This is a genomic window from Pectinatus frisingensis, assembly GCF_015732285.1.
Lineage (GTDB): Bacteria > Bacillota > Negativicutes > Selenomonadales > Selenomonadaceae > Pectinatus > Pectinatus frisingensis.
In genome coordinates this window covers 49451-68842 of the sequence record NZ_WIQU01000069.1, presented here as the reverse complement: position 1 = coordinate 68842, position 19392 = coordinate 49451, and the positions used below count along the sequence as shown (strand labels likewise).

At 38.9% G+C, this 19392-nt stretch carries 19 protein-coding genes; all 19 read right to left on the bottom strand.

Translation table 11 applies throughout. The features are described from left to right. Positions 1-4 precede the first annotated feature (4 nt). Complete coding sequence (gene ade, locus I6751_RS13605; protein ID WP_196591368.1) at positions 5-1735, bottom strand: adenine deaminase; 1731 nt, start codon at positions 1733-1735, stop codon at positions 5-7. A gap of 79 nt (positions 1736-1814) precedes the next feature. Then, on the bottom strand, positions 1815-2225 hold the full coding sequence (locus I6751_RS13600) for a RuvC family protein (RefSeq protein WP_196591367.1): 411 nt from the start codon (positions 2223-2225) through the stop codon (positions 1815-1817). Further along, positions 2215-3408: a DUF3084 domain-containing protein gene (locus I6751_RS13595; RefSeq protein ID WP_196591366.1), complete on the bottom strand. Its 1194-nt coding sequence runs from the start codon at positions 3406-3408 to the stop codon at positions 2215-2217. The genes I6751_RS13600 and I6751_RS13595 overlap by 11 nt, the downstream gene beginning before the upstream one ends. A gap of 51 nt (positions 3409-3459) precedes the next feature. Beyond that, positions 3460-4542: an LptF/LptG family permease gene (locus I6751_RS13590; protein WP_196591365.1), complete on the bottom strand. Its 1083-nt coding sequence runs from the start codon at positions 4540-4542 to the stop codon at positions 3460-3462. Positions 4543-4554: 12 nt separating this feature from the next. Further along, positions 4555-5274, bottom strand: a complete 720-nt coding sequence (lptB, locus tag I6751_RS13585; protein ID WP_196591364.1) for an LPS export ABC transporter ATP-binding protein — start codon at positions 5272-5274, stop codon at positions 4555-4557. Between the two features lie 117 nt (positions 5275-5391). Beyond that, a complete protein-coding gene (locus tag I6751_RS13580; protein ID WP_182187789.1) occupies positions 5392-6078 on the bottom strand; it encodes an LptA/OstA family protein in 687 nt (228 codons plus the stop codon). Next, on the bottom strand, positions 6075-6644 hold the full coding sequence (gene lptC, locus I6751_RS13575) for an LPS export ABC transporter periplasmic protein LptC (protein WP_196591363.1): 570 nt from the start codon (positions 6642-6644) through the stop codon (positions 6075-6077). Before lptC ends, I6751_RS13580 begins: the two co-directional genes overlap by 4 nt. 3 nt (positions 6645-6647) lie before the next feature. Then, entirely contained in the window at positions 6648-7547 is a 900-nt protein-coding gene (locus I6751_RS13570) for a lysophospholipid acyltransferase family protein (protein WP_182187787.1), read from the bottom strand. 67 nt (positions 7548-7614) lie between these two features. Further along, positions 7615-8187 carry a KdsC family phosphatase gene (locus tag I6751_RS13565; protein ID WP_196591362.1) on the bottom strand — a complete coding sequence of 191 codons (573 nt, stop codon included), beginning with the start codon at positions 8185-8187 and terminating at the stop codon, positions 7615-7617. A 1-nt stretch (position 8188) separates the two neighbouring features. Further along, the gene (locus I6751_RS13560; protein WP_330998628.1) at positions 8189-9169 is read right to left on the bottom strand and encodes a KpsF/GutQ family sugar-phosphate isomerase; all 981 of its coding nucleotides are present in this window, start codon (positions 9167-9169) and stop codon (positions 8189-8191) included. Positions 9170-9192: 23 nt separating this feature from the next. Next, the gene (gene kdsA, locus I6751_RS13555) at positions 9193-10017 is read right to left on the bottom strand and encodes a 3-deoxy-8-phosphooctulonate synthase (RefSeq protein WP_196591361.1); all 825 of its coding nucleotides are present in this window, start codon (positions 10015-10017) and stop codon (positions 9193-9195) included. Next, positions 10010-10756, bottom strand: coding sequence for a 3-deoxy-manno-octulosonate cytidylyltransferase (gene kdsB / locus I6751_RS13550; protein ID WP_196591360.1), 747 nt, complete (start codon positions 10754-10756; stop codon positions 10010-10012). The genes kdsA and kdsB overlap by 8 nt, the downstream gene beginning before the upstream one ends. Before the next feature lie 45 nt (positions 10757-10801). Beyond that, positions 10802-13315, bottom strand: a complete 2514-nt coding sequence (gene lpxK, locus I6751_RS13545) for a tetraacyldisaccharide 4'-kinase (RefSeq protein WP_196591359.1) — start codon at positions 13313-13315, stop codon at positions 10802-10804. Between the two features lie 3 nt (positions 13316-13318). Next, entirely contained in the window at positions 13319-15058 is a 1740-nt protein-coding gene (locus I6751_RS13540) for an ABC transporter ATP-binding protein (protein WP_182187782.1), read from the bottom strand. Further along, entirely contained in the window at positions 15055-16212 is a 1158-nt protein-coding gene (gene lpxB / locus I6751_RS13535) for a lipid-A-disaccharide synthase (protein ID WP_196599127.1), read from the bottom strand. Before lpxB ends, I6751_RS13540 begins: the two co-directional genes overlap by 4 nt. An 89-nt stretch (positions 16213-16301) precedes the next feature. After that, a complete protein-coding gene (locus tag I6751_RS13530; protein ID WP_196591358.1) occupies positions 16302-17108 on the bottom strand; it encodes an LpxI family protein in 807 nt (268 codons plus the stop codon). 11 nt (positions 17109-17119) lie between these two features. Continuing rightward, positions 17120-17935, bottom strand: coding sequence for an acyl-ACP--UDP-N-acetylglucosamine O-acyltransferase (gene lpxA, locus I6751_RS13525; RefSeq protein WP_182187779.1), 816 nt, complete (start codon positions 17933-17935; stop codon positions 17120-17122). 152 nt (positions 17936-18087) lie between these two features. Further along, positions 18088-18531 carry a 3-hydroxyacyl-ACP dehydratase FabZ gene (fabZ, locus tag I6751_RS13520; RefSeq protein WP_196591357.1) on the bottom strand — a complete coding sequence of 148 codons (444 nt, stop codon included), beginning with the start codon at positions 18529-18531 and terminating at the stop codon, positions 18088-18090. Between the two features lie 27 nt (positions 18532-18558). Next, positions 18559-19386 (bottom strand): UDP-3-O-acyl-N-acetylglucosamine deacetylase, encoded by an 828-nt coding sequence (lpxC, locus tag I6751_RS13515; RefSeq protein WP_196591379.1) that lies wholly within the window; start codon positions 19384-19386, stop codon positions 18559-18561. Positions 19387-19392 lie beyond the last annotated feature (6 nt).

Here is a 19392-nt window from a genome sequence, read left to right as displayed (position 1 = left end):
TAAATCAAGCTTCCACTGAAGTAAAAGCAAATTTATCTACATCAAATAATCCCATGTCTGTTATTTTCAATTTTGGGATCACCGGTAATGCCATAAAGCACAATGTCATTATTGGATCAATGTATCTATTTATTCCCAATTTCTCATATGCTGCCGTATGAATGGCAATTAAACGTTTATTAACCCATTCACCATTCTTATCACTCATTATTCCGGCGATCGGCATTGGCATATTGGCAATAATATTATGTTCACAAGTAAGCACTATTCCGCCTTGCTGTTTTATCAATTCATTTACAGCATATTCCATATCACCATCATTTGTCCCCACAACAATGATATTATGCGAATCATGTGCTATGGATACTGCCACTGCCCCACGTTTAATTCCGTAATTACGCAACAAAGCGACCGCTACATTTCCTGTATTTTTATGACGTTCAACAACAGCTATTTTCACAATGTCTGCTTTCGATGAGTAAACAAACAGTCCGTTTTGATCCAAATCAACACTTGCCGTTCCCTTTTCTGTAACTACACCATCCGGTAAGATGTCAATTGTTTTTACCAATTTCGATTTCAAACGCAATGCCAATTTTTTAACGGAGAAATTCTTAACATGACAGCTGCCGGTTACACTATCTATAGGATATTTTTTTACTTCCGGCAAATATTTTCCATCTGTCGACACCAATTGGCCTTTAATATAAACATTTTCAACAACAAATTCGTCCAAATTATTAAGCACAGCCAAGTCAGCACGTCTGCCCGGTGCCACAGCCCCCCTGTCATTAAGTCCAAAGCATTCGGCTGCATTAAGCGTCGCCATCCGCAGTGCAGCAAACGGAGCTATCCCATTTGCCACACAAATACGCAAATGATCCTCCAAATGACCTTTAGCAAAAATAGTCTTTGGCTGGCGATCATCTGAGCATAAAAGGCAACGACGTTCATTTGCCGTGGTAATTCCCCTGACAAGCGTGAGTAAATCGTGACAGGCTGAACCGTTTCGCAAAATAACATACATGCCTCTGGCTAATTTATCATGCATTTCTTCAAGAGTAGAACATTCATGATCATCGGCAATTCCTGCAGCAATGTATGCATTTAAAGCATTACCGGTGAGACCTGGACCATGTCCATCAATTATTTTTTTATTCTTTTTTGCCGTCAATAATTTGTTTAATACCTCATCATCGGCACTAATAACACCCGGAAAATTCATAAATTCTCCCATACCGAGAATATCGTTGTCAGCCATTGTCCGCTGCATCACAGCTGCCGTAATATCCGCCCCTGCATGTTCAAAGGGTGTTGCCGGCACACAAGACGGCAGCATATACTCTATATTGAGTACGGTATTTTTTGCTGCTTTTATCATATAGTTCATCCCGGTCAATCCGCACACATTAACAATTTCATGTGGATCAGCAATAATTGTCGTCGTACCATGCGGTACCAAAAGTGCACCTATTTCCTCAGGGCTGACACAAGCCGATTCTATATGAATGTGACTGTCAATAAGTCCTGGTACTACTGCAGCGCCTTGTAAATTCTGCTCTTTTTCCCCATCATATTTTCCAATACCAGCTATAAAGCCATCACTTATTGCAATATCACCAGTGATAAATTCAGCGTTATAGACATCGGCGATACGGCAATTTTTTAATACTAAATCAGCCTTACAACGTCCTGCCGCAACATCAATCAATTTTTTAAGCTGCTTTTTCTCCATATTAATCCCCGCCTATAAATAAAATCTTTGCCAAAAGGAAACCTGTCTGGACAAAATCGCTCTTAAGCAACACAGCCATTTAATTCCCAGACAGGTATTTTTCACCAATAATAACGGCAGCAAGGTCATCTACAGGTCTTGGTGGTACAAGCATTCCACGTGGTATAAATCGTCTTATACCTCTGGGTGGATTCTCCCGCCAATATCGTTTTTTTGCCTCGTCCGTTGTCCGATATTCATTTATTACTTTTATATTAATTGAAGGGTATTGCTCCCTTAATCTTAGCTGCATTGTCTTACTGCCGGTTCCGCTGCCAATGGCAAATACTTCAACGGAATATTTTTTCATCAATATATTTATTGTAGGTAAAAGATCAACCATAACCACTGTTTCATGAAAAATAACTTTTCTATCATATCGCAGTAAGGCAAGCCCTGATTTTTCTCTTCCCGGATCAATCGCTATCAAACAATTTCCCTTAGTCTTCATTTATCTTTTCTACCTTGATAATCAGCCGCAATGGTCCCAATATGTTAGTATCACCGCGTGAATAAGCCGTCAATAAAATTTTGCCCTTTATTCCTACCATGGCATCTGTTACATCATAAAGCTGATTCATGCTTATAACACCAATGGATCCACGTAATGGATCCGGCAGAACGCCGTTTGCCGAAGCAATAGTATTTATATCGTGCAAAAAATTCAACAATATTTGCTGTGCCATTGCCTGAGTACCATCTGTGACAAATTCACCATTGGTTATCATTTCACCGTTACTATATACATTTCTATCCGGATATAGTTCTATATTACTGCGAATCGGTTCATCCTTAACCAAATTAGACGCAGCGATGAACCGAACTACCATATCTTTATCCGATGAACAAATCTTGCTCAATGCATCCTCATATTCGGTGGGATTTATCCATAAACCATTTTGCCGTGACGCACTATATTCAGCCTTGCCAAGAATTCTCGTATTAGCCAGTGCAATAAGTTTTGACATACTTTCTTGTGCCACTGACCAATCAGTGGTAGCTGGGATCACCCCACCAAAAATTAATTCACCCGCCTGATAAATTATCCGTTTGCTGCTCAAATCACCATTTCTTTTCAAAAGATTATCATTTTGATCTTGCAACAAGCTATTACTACCCATTAACTCATTATTATACTTTTGTAAATCACCATTTGTTGCAGTCAGATAACTGTTTTGTCCTTCAAGAGCGTCATTTTGACCTTCTAAACGACTATTATCTGCTAAGAGTTGTCCCTGATACTGCTTTAATTTTTCAGTCTGTGTTTCAGCTTCATTCAGTGCATTACGTGTCTTTCCCAAACTAAACTGCATCTGTTGCTGCTCTTGTCTGGCACTTTGCAGATTATTGTCGGCATCATTCAAATTATCCTGTGTAATACGTATTTTCTGCTGTAATTTTTCCATACCAAAAAGTGCCGTACGTACATCTTTAGAAGTAACTGCCAATATGCCAAAGGTCATTGTAGTAATTGCAATTCCTGTAACAATAGTAACTATTATTGACGTATGTCGGGGTCGTAAACCAAACAGAGTCATTTTCTTCTTTCCCACTTTACTACCCAGTCGATCACCAATAAAGGCAATGATTCCCCCTACCATCACTAATACTACAATCAATACTATGCCATGCATGACAGATACCTCCTTTGATATATATTTAATTTTTACATTCTAAAACTTTTACTACCTGGCTGCTTTCTTTATCAAATAACATCCAATGACCGCACCAATTATATTTGGCAGCCAAACGGCATAAGCCGGCGGTATCCCCATTCGACCAATAACACTTGCGATGGTCATAAATGCATAATAAATAAAGATTATTATAATACTCAGCCCAAATCCGATAGATGAACTGTTACGATTTGGCTGTAAACCTAATGGTGCACCGATCAGCGTAAAAATAAAACTGGCCAGTGGTACTGTTATCCGCTGGTATAATTCTATTTCTAAATCAGTGGTATCCACATATTGACTGCGCATTATCTTTATTTGAGCTTCTAATTCCTTCATCGTCATTTCTTCAGGTTTTTTTTGTTCTCTGATTATATTATCCGGATTTTCCTGTATCGGTAATTTTTGTGTACCAAAATGCATCGTATATGACATTTCACCATTGCTCAGTGAATAAATTACACCATTATGTAATATCCATTCATTATTAGTCCAATCTGCATAATCTGCATTTTCTACCCGAACCAGATTGCCCTCTTCAAAATCTTGCATAGTAATCATTTCCATACGATTTTTTTCTACATCAAACCGACGGGCATAAACTAATCTTTGAATATTCCCATCTTTTATTTCCTTTAAAATTATATGTTCCCTGGACTGGGGCGCAGCATTATTCTTTATTTCATAATTTATTACATCAGCATAAGCTTGATTCGCCCACGGTACCACATATTCATCAAAAGCAATGGCAAAAATACTTACAACAATCCCCATTATCACAACAGGACGAATAATACGATAAAAACTTATTCCACATGACTTCATCGCTGTTATTTCACTGGCACCAGATAATTTACCAAATACCAGAAGTGTTGCCAATAACATCGACATGGGAAACGTCCATAGCATTATTGCCGGCATACTATAGACAAATAACCGTACCACTGCAGAAAATGACGCCCCATACTGAGTAACATATTGCGCAATCCGGAGCAATGTACCTGAGCCGATAAAAACAGCGGAAAAGGCAAATATTCCAAATAGAAATGCCAACAGCACTTCTTTCAATATATATCGGTCTAAAATTCGCATCTACAATTGCTCCTATAACGTAAAATTGTCGCCAAGATAAAATTTCTTTGCCACTTCACTATTTGCTATTGTCCCACTGTCTCCGGCGACAAGTATCTTTCCCTCATTCATTATATAAGCCCGATTGACAATCTGCAAAGTTTCCCGTACATTATGGTCCGTTATTAATATTCCCATGCCCCGCTTGCAAAGGTATGCTATTATCCCCTGGATATCAGCCACAGCTAACGGATCAATGCCGGCAAAGGGTTCATCGAGTAATATAAACTGCGGTTCCAGCGCCAAACATCTGGCAATTTCAGCACGCCGTCTTTCTCCACCGGATAGCTGCATTCCTTTCATGGCACGCACATGACCCAAGCCAAATTCTTCTATCAATTCATCCTTTTTTTTATTTTGTTCCTGTTTTGATAGTTCGGTAGTCTCTAGAATAGCTGACAAATTGTCCTCTACCGTCAATTTTCTGAATATCGATGATTCTTGGGCCAGATAGCTTATTCCCAATTCAGATCTTTTATACATAGGTAATTTAGTTACATTTACGTCTGATAAATAAATTTCCCCATGTGTAGGCCGTTCAATTCCTATTATCATATAGAATGTAGTTGTTTTTCCTGCGCCATTAGGTCCCAAAAGGCCGACAATTTCACCTTTTTTTACCCGAAGTGAAACTTCATCTACAACATTGCGTTCTTTATAACTTTTCACAAGATTTCTTGCTTCGATATACAAATTCGTACCCCCAGCTAAAATGCTAACCATCAGACGTAATATTGCCAAAAAGTGCATATAAAATATGCACTTCAGTCAGCCCATGATTTGAAATAATATTTAAACTTCATTTTACATCTATTTAACGGCAGCCTGCCCATTATTCCCCATGTACAGTGTCAAAGTATTACCGCGTATAGTATTATTGTCCTGCATGGCTACAGCATTACCTGTCAAAACTATTTTGCCATCTTCCTGACTATAATAGTCGGCATTATCACTATAAGCTTCCATATTGCGAGTCTGGCTTAATATATGCACATCTCCACTGGCAATAAAATGATCATCCTTCATATAGGCTTCCAGTTTATCTCCGGAAATTGCCCCATCAGCTGCTGTTATCGTTCCGCCATTGGGCATCAAGGCATAATCAGTGTCGGTATTATATTCCAACCGTACTCCGGTCAGTGTTTTGTCTGCTTTATGTGCTGCCACATTGCCACTGGCTATGAGCATGTTAGCTCCCTGTGTAAACACTTCACCGGCAGTCATATGCAAATCATCCTTATCTGCCGTAACACCACCGGTTATATGACCTTCCTGTGTTTTAGAATTATAAACAGCATGAGCTCCACTTATACGGGCTCCCTCCTGAGTCATAACCACATTCCCATTGGCGGTCATAATACCCGATTGAGTATTATACTCTATACTATTCGCACTTAATTCTGTCGGTTTTCCGCTATCAGCAAATACTGTTCCGGCATATACTGCGATAGCTGCAGCCACTACAGCGGCTATTTTAAATCTACCATTAAACTTCATTGTGCCGTACTTCCTTCTACTATATGGGCATTGCCCGATAATTTAAACTGCAGGAAAGAATTGCTGCTTTCAACCTGATCCGCCTGCGCCTGCATATTGTCTTTTACAATTTTAACATTACCTTGACCAGTCAGCAACTGATTTTCATCATCCCAGACAAGCTTTTGTGAATCGAAAACAAGTCCTTGATTTCCCTGCACATGCACGCCATTATCCAGCACAATATCTTTCGTACTGTCAGAATAAGTCCCATGCGGTGCTGTGAGCGTCAATACTTGTTCACCATCATTTTCTCCATAATACTTGCCATGGATATTTTCCATTTCCGCCTGCTGTGTTTTAGTATTCATCTTTATGCTGTCAGCCGTTATTTCCCATATTTTTCTGCCGTTTCGTTCTTCAACGATGGTATTGGACATATAATCCATTGTTTGTTCTTTATTAGTATCATCAGCTGCTTTTTTTTGTGGCTCCGGCTTCGTCACCACCGCCCATACACAAACAGCAATAATTATCACAATAAAACCATATAACGCTATTTTATTTTTATCCTTTAAGCTTTTCATGTGTTATCGTCTTCCTGATACATGATGTTTTATTTTTTGTTCTTCAGGAGCTGTATTCCAGCGTTTCTGGAACCACAACCACTGCGTGGGATGATTTTTTATCACATTCTCAACAAACTCAGTCATTTTTTTAGTGAAATCCAACAAATCTTTATCCGGATCACCAGTATCCTTATAACGCATAATATCGCCTATTATCAAACGATGCCTGCCATCTTCACGGCGTACAATAAAAGCTGGTACAACCGGTGATAAAAACTTATGGGCAAATACCGCCGGTCCTAAGGGTGTCGATGCCAATCTACCAAAAAATTTAATAAATGCCCCACCCGGTCCCGCATCCTGATCAACTAAAAATCCCAATACTTTTCCTTTTTTCAAAGCCCGTGCGGCAGCCATTAATTCACTGGTGCCGCGGGCAAAGACTTCCACCCCAACCATTCTACGATATTCATTCAATATACGAGTATGCTGGGCATTCGGTTGAGGTTTTACTATGGTAGTGGTAGGAATACCATTAAATGCCATCGAAGCCGCCAGCCATTCCCAATTACCGACATGTCCCGTTAATATAACTACACCATGACCTTCCTGAACTGCTGCTTTTATTTTTTCCAGGCCATGCGGATCAACAAAATCGTTTATATTATTTTTATTGAGTCGCGGTGTGTAAAGTATCTCTAAAAATGACCGGCCAAGATTTATAAATGAATTTTTTACCGTTTCAGCAGCTTCTTTTTCACTGCATCCCAGTGACATCTGCATCTGGGTTATAGCCCGATTGCGCTCTTTGGCAATCAAATGAAAATATAAAATTCCTAAAATCCTGCCAATATATAATAACGCCTTATGCGGCAATAAACATACACAAAAGCTTAAAAATTTCAATATATGATATTGCAAACGGCACTTTCCCTCCTGCCTTTATTATCTATAAAACTGCTATATGTTCTACAGCATTATAATAATCTTATTGCGCATTGTTATCAAGTGCTTTAGCGGAAATACCTCCATCTAAATAATCTTGCACCAGCGACTGCCATTTCCCCTGGGCCTTTAAAATAAACTCTATAATCTGGCGTACCGCTCCTTCACCGCCATTAAAATCACTGATAAAATGGGCAATTTTCTTTACATCACTAACAGCATCAGCCACGGTGGCAGCAAACCCCACTTTGACCATTATAGGCAAATCAACCAAATCATCACCGATATAAGCAAATTGTTCATCTGCCAGACAATAATCCTGTTTTAATTTTTCATAAGCTGTCGTTTTATATAGATGGCCTTGATAAATAGCATCAAATTTTAATTCCTTGCAACGCGTTGCAACAATCTTTGATCTTCGTCCGGTTATAGCTGCTAACTTTATGCCGCTTTGGTGGGCCAGACTTATTCCCAGCCCATCTCTGGTAAAAAAAGTTTTGAACAGTTCCCCGTCACCCGTATAGTGCAGCCTGCCGTCACTCATTACTCCATCGATATCAAATATTATCATACGCACTTTCGACGCTCTAATTGCCGAACCTTCATACAATTCCATTTTAGACCACACCCTGCCGCAATAAATCAGTCAAATGAACTATCCCCACCGGATTGTTATCTTTATCAATCACAGGCAGTACAGTTATCGGCCGTGGTTTATGCTTTTCCATTATACTCAATGCTTCAGCCGCCATTTTGTTTCTGGTAATCGTAAGCGGCTGACTTGTCATCAAATGTTCTACCGATTCATTAAGGAATTCAATACCATGTGACAATCCGCGTCGTATATCTCCATCTGTTATCAACCCTATGAATTTACCACTTTCATTTATAACCGATGTAGCTCCCAATCCTTTGTCAGTCATAAGGAATAATGCCTCTTTAGCTGTTTTATCTTTGCCAATAATCGGATTATCATCCCCGCTGTGCATGACATTTTCTACAGTCAGCAGCAAACGCCGTCCTAATGCTCCGCCCGGATGGAATACAGCAAAATCCTTAGCCGTAAAATTACGTACCGACAACAATGCCATTGCGATGGCGTCTCCCATTGCCAAAGTTGCTGTTGTGCTGGCCGTTGGCGCCAATCCTAACGGACAGGCTTCTCTTTTTATACTCACATCTACATAATAATCAGCATTTTCTCCAAGGGAAGAATTCTTTTTGCCGCATAGGGCAATTATTGATGCACCTATTCTTTTTATTATCGGTAAAATATTGATTACCTCAGTGGATTCACCGCTATGTGATAAAGCCATAACAATATCCTCTGCTGTAACCATACCCAAATCACCATGAAAAGCCTCTCCCGGATGCATAAAAAATGCCGGTGTCCCAGTACTCGCCAACGTTGCCGCAATTTTTCTGCCAATATGGCCGGACTTTCCCATACCAGTTAAAATAATACGTCCTTTACAAGCCAAAATAGCCTTTACTGCCATCTCAAATTCATCATCTATATGTGAAGAAAGATTCCTTACTGCATCTGCCTCGATAGTAAGTGTTTCTTTTGCCTTAACTTTTATTGTACTGTCCAAAATAATCTCCTCCCAATATTATATGATTAAAAATGTTTTTTAACTATTTTATGTATAGCCAATGCATCCTGCAAAATATTCTTCAAATCATCCAAATAAACCATATTAGGTCCGTCTGAAAGTGCTTCTGCCGGATTATCATGAACTTCCATAAATAATCCGTCCACTCCGGCTCCCACTGCAGCCCGAGTCAAATATTCCACATATTCGCGGTTACCGGCTGAACTGGTTCCATTGCCCCCTGGCAGCTGTACACTGTGTGTGGCATCAAAAATTACCGGATAACCAAATTCCCGCATTATAGGAAATGACCGCATATCGACGACAAGATTATTGTATCCGAAACAAGCTCCCCGTTCCGTCAGCATTATCTGTTGATTGTCAGCACTTTCTATCTTTTCCACAACATTTTTCATGTCCTTGGGTGCCATAAACTGCCCTTTTTTAACATTAACTATTTTGCCGCTTTTAGCCGCTGCATAAAGTAAATCAGTTTGCCGGCACAAAAATGCTGGTATTTGCAATATATCAAGAACTTTAGCCGCTGGTCCTATTTGTTCCTCGGTATGAACATCACTTATTATCGGAACTTTGAGCTCCTGTTTAATCTTACCTAATATTTTTAATCCAGCATCCAAGCCTGGACCTCTAAATCCCTTATAAGAAGACCTGTTGGCTTTATCGAAAGATGCCTTGAAAACATAAGGTATACCCAAACTGTCAGCAATCTCTTTAGCTCTTTGTCCAATATATAAACTGCGTTCATAGCCTTCCAGAACACATGGACCGGCAATCAGTACTAATTGATTGCCAGAACCTATCTCAAAATTTTTCAGTTTAACATTATGCATGATCGTGTTTCCCCTCTTTTTGTCTATAATATTTATTCACTATTGCTAAGTCTTCCGGAGTATCTACACCGATAAAACGTTTATCAGACGTGATAACTTTTATTTTATAACCATTTTCAATTGCCCGCAATTGTTCTAACGACTCTGTCCGTTCTAAAGGTGTCGGTTTCATCTTGGCATATTTGAGTAAAAATTCTCTTTTATAAGCATATATACCGATATGCTTATAAATTTTAACACCGGAATCATTACGCGGGTAAGGGATCAATGAGCGGGAAAAATAAATTGCAAAGTCATTTTGATCTGTTATTACCTTCACATTGCCTGGTTCATTTTTTTCTTTATCAAGCATTAATGTTTTTACCGTTGCCATATTAAGCGAACTATCATCGATAAAAAGATTTCCCAGTCTGTCAATAAGCTCTGGATCAATTAAAGGTTCATCACCTTGTATATTGATTATCACATCTGCATCTGGATAGTTCAATGCGGCCTCTGCCAGACGGTCTGTTCCTGTCAGATGGTCACTGCGTGTCATTACAGCCTTTCCGCCCGCCTTTAACACTGCATCATAAATCTGTTTATTATCAACTGCCACAATAAATTCTGTAGGAATCTTTGCCTTTACTGCTTGTTCATAAACACGCACCACAAGCGGTTTACCCGCAACATCGGCAAGTGGCTTGCCCGGTAAACGTGTTGAAGCATAACGCGCCGGTATTATACAAATTATATTCATCTGGCCTGACTTCCCCCTTGCAGACAATATTGGTATTTCAATCAATTATTTTTTTCTTACATTACATACTTGATCATCATGTTTTGTCAGTGGTGGTAAATGTTCTTTTATATATTGATAAAACTCTTCAGCACCATTTTTAAACTTTATTTCTATGCTTATTATATATATAGGTATACGGTTTTTTTCCTGAATAATTTCCTGCGGAAATTTAACGGCGTCCTTATCAGTTATAACTATAGCCTCGGCACCACGTTTTTCAGCTTGTTTCATCACTGCTGCAATTTCATCAAGTGAATAATCGTGATGATCAGGGAATCGTATGCTTTCCACTATAATCGTACCTATGCTCTGCAATGTTTGTTCAACTGACGCCGGATTTCCGATTGCTGAAACGACCATTATCCTGCATCCAACCATTTCAACAATTTTTTTACCTGTACAACCAATGTTATCCGACCATTCACCGATTTCTACAAATCCCATCGGATTATGAATACTTTCAACAATTAATGCATGGTCATTATTTTGTGACAATGTTTTTCTAATATATTCACGGGAGTGTGGTGTTGCCTGATCGACTTTAGTCAACAAACAGACATCGGCACGATCTAAATGCGACAAAGATTCCCGCAGCGTACCGCGCGGTAAAATATGTTCATTACCAAAGATATTTATTGAATCAACCAATAATATATCCATATTTCTTTTCAATTGCCAATGCTGATAGCCATCATCCAAGATAGCTACTTCCACACCGAAATTTTCAATAGCATATTCACCGGTAAGTGAACGATCCGGACCTATCAATACTGGAACATCCGGTAAATTTTTGGCCAGCAGAAAAGCTTCATCCCCCGCTTGAGATGCTGTCATCAACAATTTTCTGCCATCAGAAACCACTCCGACATCACCGTGCCATTTAGCTCTATACCCACGATTTAAAATAGCAACTTTATAGCCTATATTACTTATTTCCTTTGCCAGTCTCTGTGAAGTCGGCGTTTTACCTGTTCCCCCCACAGTAATATTGCCTATGCTGATAACATAACAATCAATACTTTGTCGCTTTAAGATGCCACTTTGATATAACCACAATTTTAAATTGACAAGTTTTTCGTAAATAAAGGAAAATATATCCAATACAAATATAATCAAATATCCAACAACATGCTTTTCCCTTCTGCCATGTACCAGTTCAAACAAATATGTTTGTAAATTTTCGATAGCTTCAGTTGATGGAACAGCCAATGTCTTATGGTTTTTGTCAAGTTCTTCCAATACCTGCCGCAAAATCACTGCTGAACGCCGCGATGCGCCCTGATTTTCATGAATTATCGCTAAGCTGGTTACTTCCATCTGATGTCTTATTTCTGGCTGACGAAACAATTTTATCATTTGCTGAGCCAATTCTATTGAATTATTAACAGTCAAACACGCGTCACGCTTTTTAAATAACATGTAAGTATCCTTAAAGTTAAACATATTTTTACCTACAATTATCGCCTTGCCGTGTGCAGCCGGTTCAAGTATATTATGCCCGCCATGCGGTACTAAACTGCCACCGATGTATATAACATCACCAACACTATATATTTTACCCAATTCACCAATTGTATCAAGTATTACAATATCGTGTCCATGATAAATTCTCTTTTTTAAATCAGTCCGAAAAGCCGTTTTAAAACCACGTTGCTCACATATGTTTTTCACATCATCTTTACGTATTATTTTTCGCGGTGCGATAATCAGTTTGACCTTAGGAAATTCATTACGTAACTTCATAAAAGCATCTAATACATAAACTTCTTCACCCTTATGTGTACTTCCGGCAATAATAATCCCCTCGGCATCATCTAACCCAAGTTCGGCAATTATTTTCTTTTTTCCCTCAGCCGATACATTAGTATAAGTCTGATCAAACTTGGTATTACCGGTAACTGCGACTAATTTTGGATCCGCCCCAAGACGTATTATATACGAAGCATCAATTTCCGATTGCATCGCAAATTTATTAACAGTTCCAACCATATCACTGAGCAGGCTGAACATATAGCGATAACGGTTTACACTTTTATCACTTATTCGTCCATTTACCATCATCACCGCCACATCATAACGTCTTGCTGCTTTAAGTAAATTAGGCCATAGTTCTGTCTCTACGGGTAAAAAAATACGCGGCTTTATCTTTTTTACCGTGTGATCCGCTAAAAAAGGTAAATCCAAAGGAAAATAAATTATACTGTCAGCATCTTTGATTATTCGGTTAGCCATTGTATATCCGGAACAGGTAACCACTGATATCAATATAGGTATTTCAGGAAATTCCCGTCGAAACTCTTTAACCAATGGACTGGCCGCAACTATTTCACCCACAGATGCCGCATGCACCCAGATGCAATCTTTGCCAGCTACTTTATCCAAAGCATGTTTTGGCAAAAAGCCAAAACTTTGCTTCATACGCTCACCAAATCCTTTTTCTCGTATCAACCGTACAATAAAATATGGCAGCAGCACAATCATGAGCAGCACAACTACAATATCATATAGTATCTGCATTAATCACACCTGCCTAGATTTCTTGTCATTGAATTGTATATTATATAAATGGCTGTATAATCCATTTTTCGCTAATAACGCACTATGTGTTCCCGATTCTACCATCTCTCCGTTTTCCATTACAATGATATTATCAGCCTGCAAAATAGTTGATAAACGATGCGCTATAACAAAAGAAGTTCGTCCTATCATCAATTTATCCAATGCATCCTGTACCAGTTCTTCACTTTCCGTATCAAGTGCTGATGTTGCTTCATCAAGAATGAGTATACGAGGATTCTTTAATATGGCCCTGGCAATAGCAATACGCTGTCTCTGCCCACCGGACAATGTCACACCACGTTCACCAATTTTTGTATCATAACCATTTTTTAAAGTCAAAATAAAGTCATGCGCATTTGCCGCTTTTGCCGCCGCTACTATCTGTTCATCCGTAGCATCCAGTCTGCCATATCTTATATTGTGCATTACGCTGTCACTAAACAATACTGTTTCTTGAGGTACTATCCCTATTTGACTACGCAATGAAGCCAGCCTTACACTACGTACATCTATATCATCAACATATACTGCACCAGCAGTAACATCATAAAACCTCGGTATTAAATTTACTATAGTAGTTTTTCCAGCACCGCTTGGTCCCACTATTGCCACTACCTGACCCGGTTTTACATCAAGTGATAAATTATTAATAATCCTGCGCCCAGGATTATATTCGAAGCAAACATCTTTGAATTCCACATGTCCGATAACATTAGGCATATCCTGTGCATCAGGATTATCTTTTATTTCCTCTTCAGTATCCAATACACCAAATACTCGATCAGCAGCAGCCATTGCTTTCTGTACAGTGCCAAATACTCTGCTGATACGTTTTACCGGATTAGCCAAATTTACCGCATATGTTAAAAAAGCAATTAAAGAACCTGCTGTAAGTGCTCCGTTAACTACCTGATAACCGCCAAACCACAATATAATTGTGACTATCAATGCCGCTAAAAACTCAACAATTGGCGTCAGCAGTGACATCAATTGGATAGTTTTCATATTGGCTCTGAAATTAAGATAATTTTGCTGGCTGAAACGTTCCATTTCATAATCTTCACGGACAAAAGATTTTATTACCCGTACTGCCGATATTGATTCTTGCAGTAATGATGTTATATCAGCTGTGCGCTGCTGTACAACAGCACCGCTTTCTCTAAGTTTTCTGCCAAAGATTTTCATTGCCTGTCCGACTAACGGTACAACGACTATCGTTATCATTGTTAACTTCCAGTCAATATAAAACATCATACAAACCGAACCAATAAAAATTGATGATTCTGTAACTAAGTCAATCAGACTGTCCACTAATGCCGCCTGCAGAGCCGCTACATCATTTGTTATATAGCTCATTATAGTGCCGGTCTGCTGCTTTTCATAATATGACAATTGAAATTCCTGAAATTTTTTATAAAGAACTTCTCTTATATCAATTATTACTCGTTCAGCAATATATGAAACAAGATATGTCTGTCCATAATAAAATATTCCGCGGAAAAAGAACACCACAATAATACCTAATCCCAGCAGATTAAGTGTAACTAAGTCTTTATCAGCCAATACTTTATCAATCAAATCTTTTATTATCCACGGGACATAAAGGTTTGCTGCTGCTGCCATTATTATACAAACCACAGCCAGGCACAGCCGGGGGATATATGGTTTTATAAATAGTAAAAGTCGCCTATAGTTCTTCATGCATTATTCCTGTTCATTGGATTTATTTTTTTATCTGCTGTAGCAATAATTAATCTTGCTGTTCTTTCAGCCACGCCTGGAGACCCAAGTTTGGCTCTGACTGTTTTCAATTTACTCTTTACATATTGCTCATTATCATTCAAAAGCGTTTGTGTTGATTTAAAAACGTTTTCTGGATTTACCTGCTCTTGTAAAAGCTCTGGCATCACTCTTTCTTTCAGTAATATATTAGGTAAACTGAAAAACTTCACATCAACAAACATCTTAGCTATATGATATGTCAGTTTAGACATACGATACAAAACCACCGTAGGAAGCCCCATAAGTGCCGCTTCTAAAATAACAGTCCCCGATGTTGCCAATCCTATGTCACAACAGCTCATCAAATCATAAATCTTATCTTTATGATAATTTATCACAACATCATATTCAGCCGCTATTTTTTGCAATTCTTCTATTTTTATACCTTGAGCCACTGCTACATGAAAACATATCGATGAATATTTTTCTTTAAATAATACTGCTGTTGCCAGCATTACCGGGAAAATAGCTGTTATTTCCTGTCTGCGGCTGCCCGGCAGAAGCAAAATATTGGTTTTCAATGTATCAATCGAAAAACACCTTGCGGCAGACTCCTTGTCTAAAGACGGTTTAACCGTATCAATCAAAGGGTTACCCACAAACTTTATATTAGCTCCAGCCTGTTCATAAACAGCCGTTTCAAAAGGGAAAATAGCTGCTATCTGATCTGCTGTTTTCGCCACTTGTTTAGCCCGGCCTTTACGCCAAGCCCACGCAGATGGCGGAATATAAGAAAAAACAGGTATGCCAAGTTTTTTTGCAACAGGTGCCAGTCGCCAATTAAAATCCGGGTAATCAATCAAAACCAGTATATCTGGTTTTTCCTTTTTCATATAATCCACTAATTTATTACGCAATTTAATTAAGCGATATAAATTGATTATTACCTCATAAAACCCCATAACACTGTATTCCGTCATGTTAGCAATAAGTTTCACTCCGGCATTTTCCATCATTGTTCCACCAAATCCGACCATTTCTATATTCGGTTCTATTTTTCTCAAAGCTGCTGCCAAGCTAGCCCCGTGTAAATCTCCTGACGCTTCTCCAGCAGAAAACATTATTTTATACATTTTTTCTCCGAAATAGTCCAATTAATATCAGCCTCAAGCAGAAAAAGACGCGAGGATAATCCATTTTGAAAATCCGCCGCGCCATCATGTTATATTACTGTTATTGCTATGCCATTGTCATCAGCTAAGGCTATGACCTTTTTCCTATCAACGATAATTGTTTTTTCAGCCTCTATCGCCAATACGCTTGCCTTGACAGCAAGCATAGATTCAATAGTTTTTTCCCCCACAGCCGGAATATCAAATCTATTATCCTGATTTGGTTTAGCAGTTTTTACAACTACGGCACCGTTCCTTGCTAAAGCACCGCCGCGTAAAATGCAGGCATCAGTTCCCTCTATTGCTTCTAAAGCCATAACTGCTTTATTTTTAACCACAACTGTCTGCCCTATATCTAACCCGCCCAATTTCTTTGCCACAAAGAAACCAAACTTAATATCATCAATCTCTGCTGCTGTCGGTTCACGTTTTGACAATATACCAGTTTTTGGCATGAGTAACTTTAATAATGCCGTTTGATCAAGTACTTCTATTCCCTCTTCAGCCAATTCCTGAACAAACGCCAACATTAATGTATCATCATTCGTGTCAGGCACTGACGACAGGACCTTGAGCATTCGCGTATCAATTTTATCATGCTGCCCGTTGAATAAAAGCTCCTTGGTAACTTTTCCCAGCATTGTTACTTTTTTTATATTATTTTCTTTTAAAAATGTTATAATTTCGTTTAATTTAGCAATATTTATTTTGGCATAGCCTTTAACTATATGCTGCAAATCCTGATCAACATCATCAAGCAATGCCACAGTAAAAACTTTTAATCCCATACGCCGGGCTGCCGCAGCAAACTCTACCGGCAGTCTGCCCACACCAGCTAATAAGCCCACAGAGTCCATATAAATCTCCCTTATTCCATATTATCCTTTCGGCTGCGGCAAATGCCACGTTCAGCATTTCGCAAAAATCGCAGGAAATGTTCTATTTCCTCACAAGAGTCAACATCCTGCTCTATTACTTCTATCGCCTGAGATAAACTCAGTCCCGAACGATATAATATTTTATATGCTTTTTTTATATTACGTCTCGATTCAATTGAAATACCAGCTCGAGAAATACCTACATTATTCAAGCCGCTCACCTTAGCCGGATGACCATCAACAATCGTATAGGGAACCACATCCTGGACCAATTTAGACGCCCCGCCAATCATGGCATTACGTCCAATTCTGACAAATTGATGAACTCCTGTGATACCTCCGATAACGACTTTGTCCTCCACTACCACATGACCGGCAATCATTGCTGAATTAGCCATTATCACATTATTGCCTACATTACAATTATGAGCTACATGTGTATAAGCCATAAGGAGACAATCATTACCAATACGAGTTTCGCTTTCCTCACCGCAGCCACGGTGAATTGTCGCACACTCTCTGATAGTCGTACGATTTCCAATAAAAGTATATGATTTTTCACCCTTAAATTTCAGATCCTGCGGTTCTGAACCGATAACCGCGCCAGGATAAACAATACAATCCTGACCAATACCAGTCCAGCCTGTTATTACCGCATGTGGCATTATCTTGGTTCCGTCACCTATTTCAACATTCTCATCAATTACTGCATATGGCCCTATTTGAACGTTTTTTCCAATTTTCGCATGGGGATGTATAACAGCCGTTGGATGTATATATGCAACTATTTTGTTTTCTGCATTCATAATCCCACTCCTCACCGACGTCATTAACTTTAACGTCTTTATATGGAAATATAATCCATATGAGGAAAATTATTCCACCCTTCATTTCTCTTTAAAAGCAACTATTTTCCCGTATATTAAGCGTATTTAAAGCAATTTTATTATTTATATGACTATTTTTCGGCATCTTTCACCGTTTTCAGGGCAAATATGAAATCTCCCTGAGCGACAAGTTTATCCTCAACAAAAGCTTCTGCATGCAGCTTGCCAAATTCTCCTCTTACCTTCATAAGTTCAGCTCTCATTACTAATTGGTCACCCGGTACAACCGGAACTTTAAATTTAACATTTTCCATCCCGCCAAAAAAAGCCAATTTACCACGATTCTTTTCAGGATAAAGCATTGCAAAGCCACCAACTTGCGCCATTGCTTCCAATATCAATACCCCCGGCATTATTGGATGTCCGGGAAAATGACCACGGAATTGAGATTCCCCCATAGTAATATTCTTTATACCAACAGCACTTTTAAATGGTACCACTTCCAATATACGATCAATAAGTAAAAACGGCGGACGATGCGGCAGCACCTTTTGAATTTCATTTATATCAATCATTCTCTTTTCCTCCACTCCTCAAACTTATCAACAGCCGCCCTGCCTAATTTCTTTGGCTAATTCAGTATTAAGCTGATGACCCGATTTCACAGCGATGAAATGTCCCTTGACAATACCGCCTGTCAATCTCAAATCTCCAATAACATCCAATATCTTATGGCGTACCAATTCATCGTTAAAGCGCAGCTTATTTATCCAGCCCGCATCATTATAAACTATGACATTTTCCAAGCTGCCACCTAACCCAAGACCCATATCCTGCAAATGCTTAATTTCCTTCTCATAGGCAATCGTACGAGCCGGAGCAATATCCTTCGCATAAACATCTTCAGTTACTATAAAATCTGCATATTGCGTACCAATTAAAGGATGTTCATTCAATGATGTAAAACTAATTCTGAATTTATCATAGGGCAGCGCAATAATAAATCGTTCTCCATCATCAATCCGATATATTTTGTCAATGACGACTTCTTTCCGCAATTTATTTTGAATTTTTTTACCCGCCTTCTGTAAAACAGCAAAAAAATAGGCAGAACAACCATCCTGAACAGGAGGTTCTTCCCCATTGACCTCTATATAGCAATTATCTACACCATAAACATGCAATGCGGAAAGCAGATGTTCAATAGTAAATATTCGAATATTGCCCTTGCTGATGGTCGTTGCCCGAAGTGTAGTCGTGACATTTTCTGCCACTGCCTCAATGCGCGGTCTGTCCGTTAAATCAGTACGAATAAAAACTATTCCCGTATTTTCCGGTGCCGGTAAAATTTTTACCGTTGCCGGTTTACCGGAGTGAAGACCAACTCCCTCACAAAATACCTCTCTAGCCAATGTTATTTGATAATGCATCAAAAA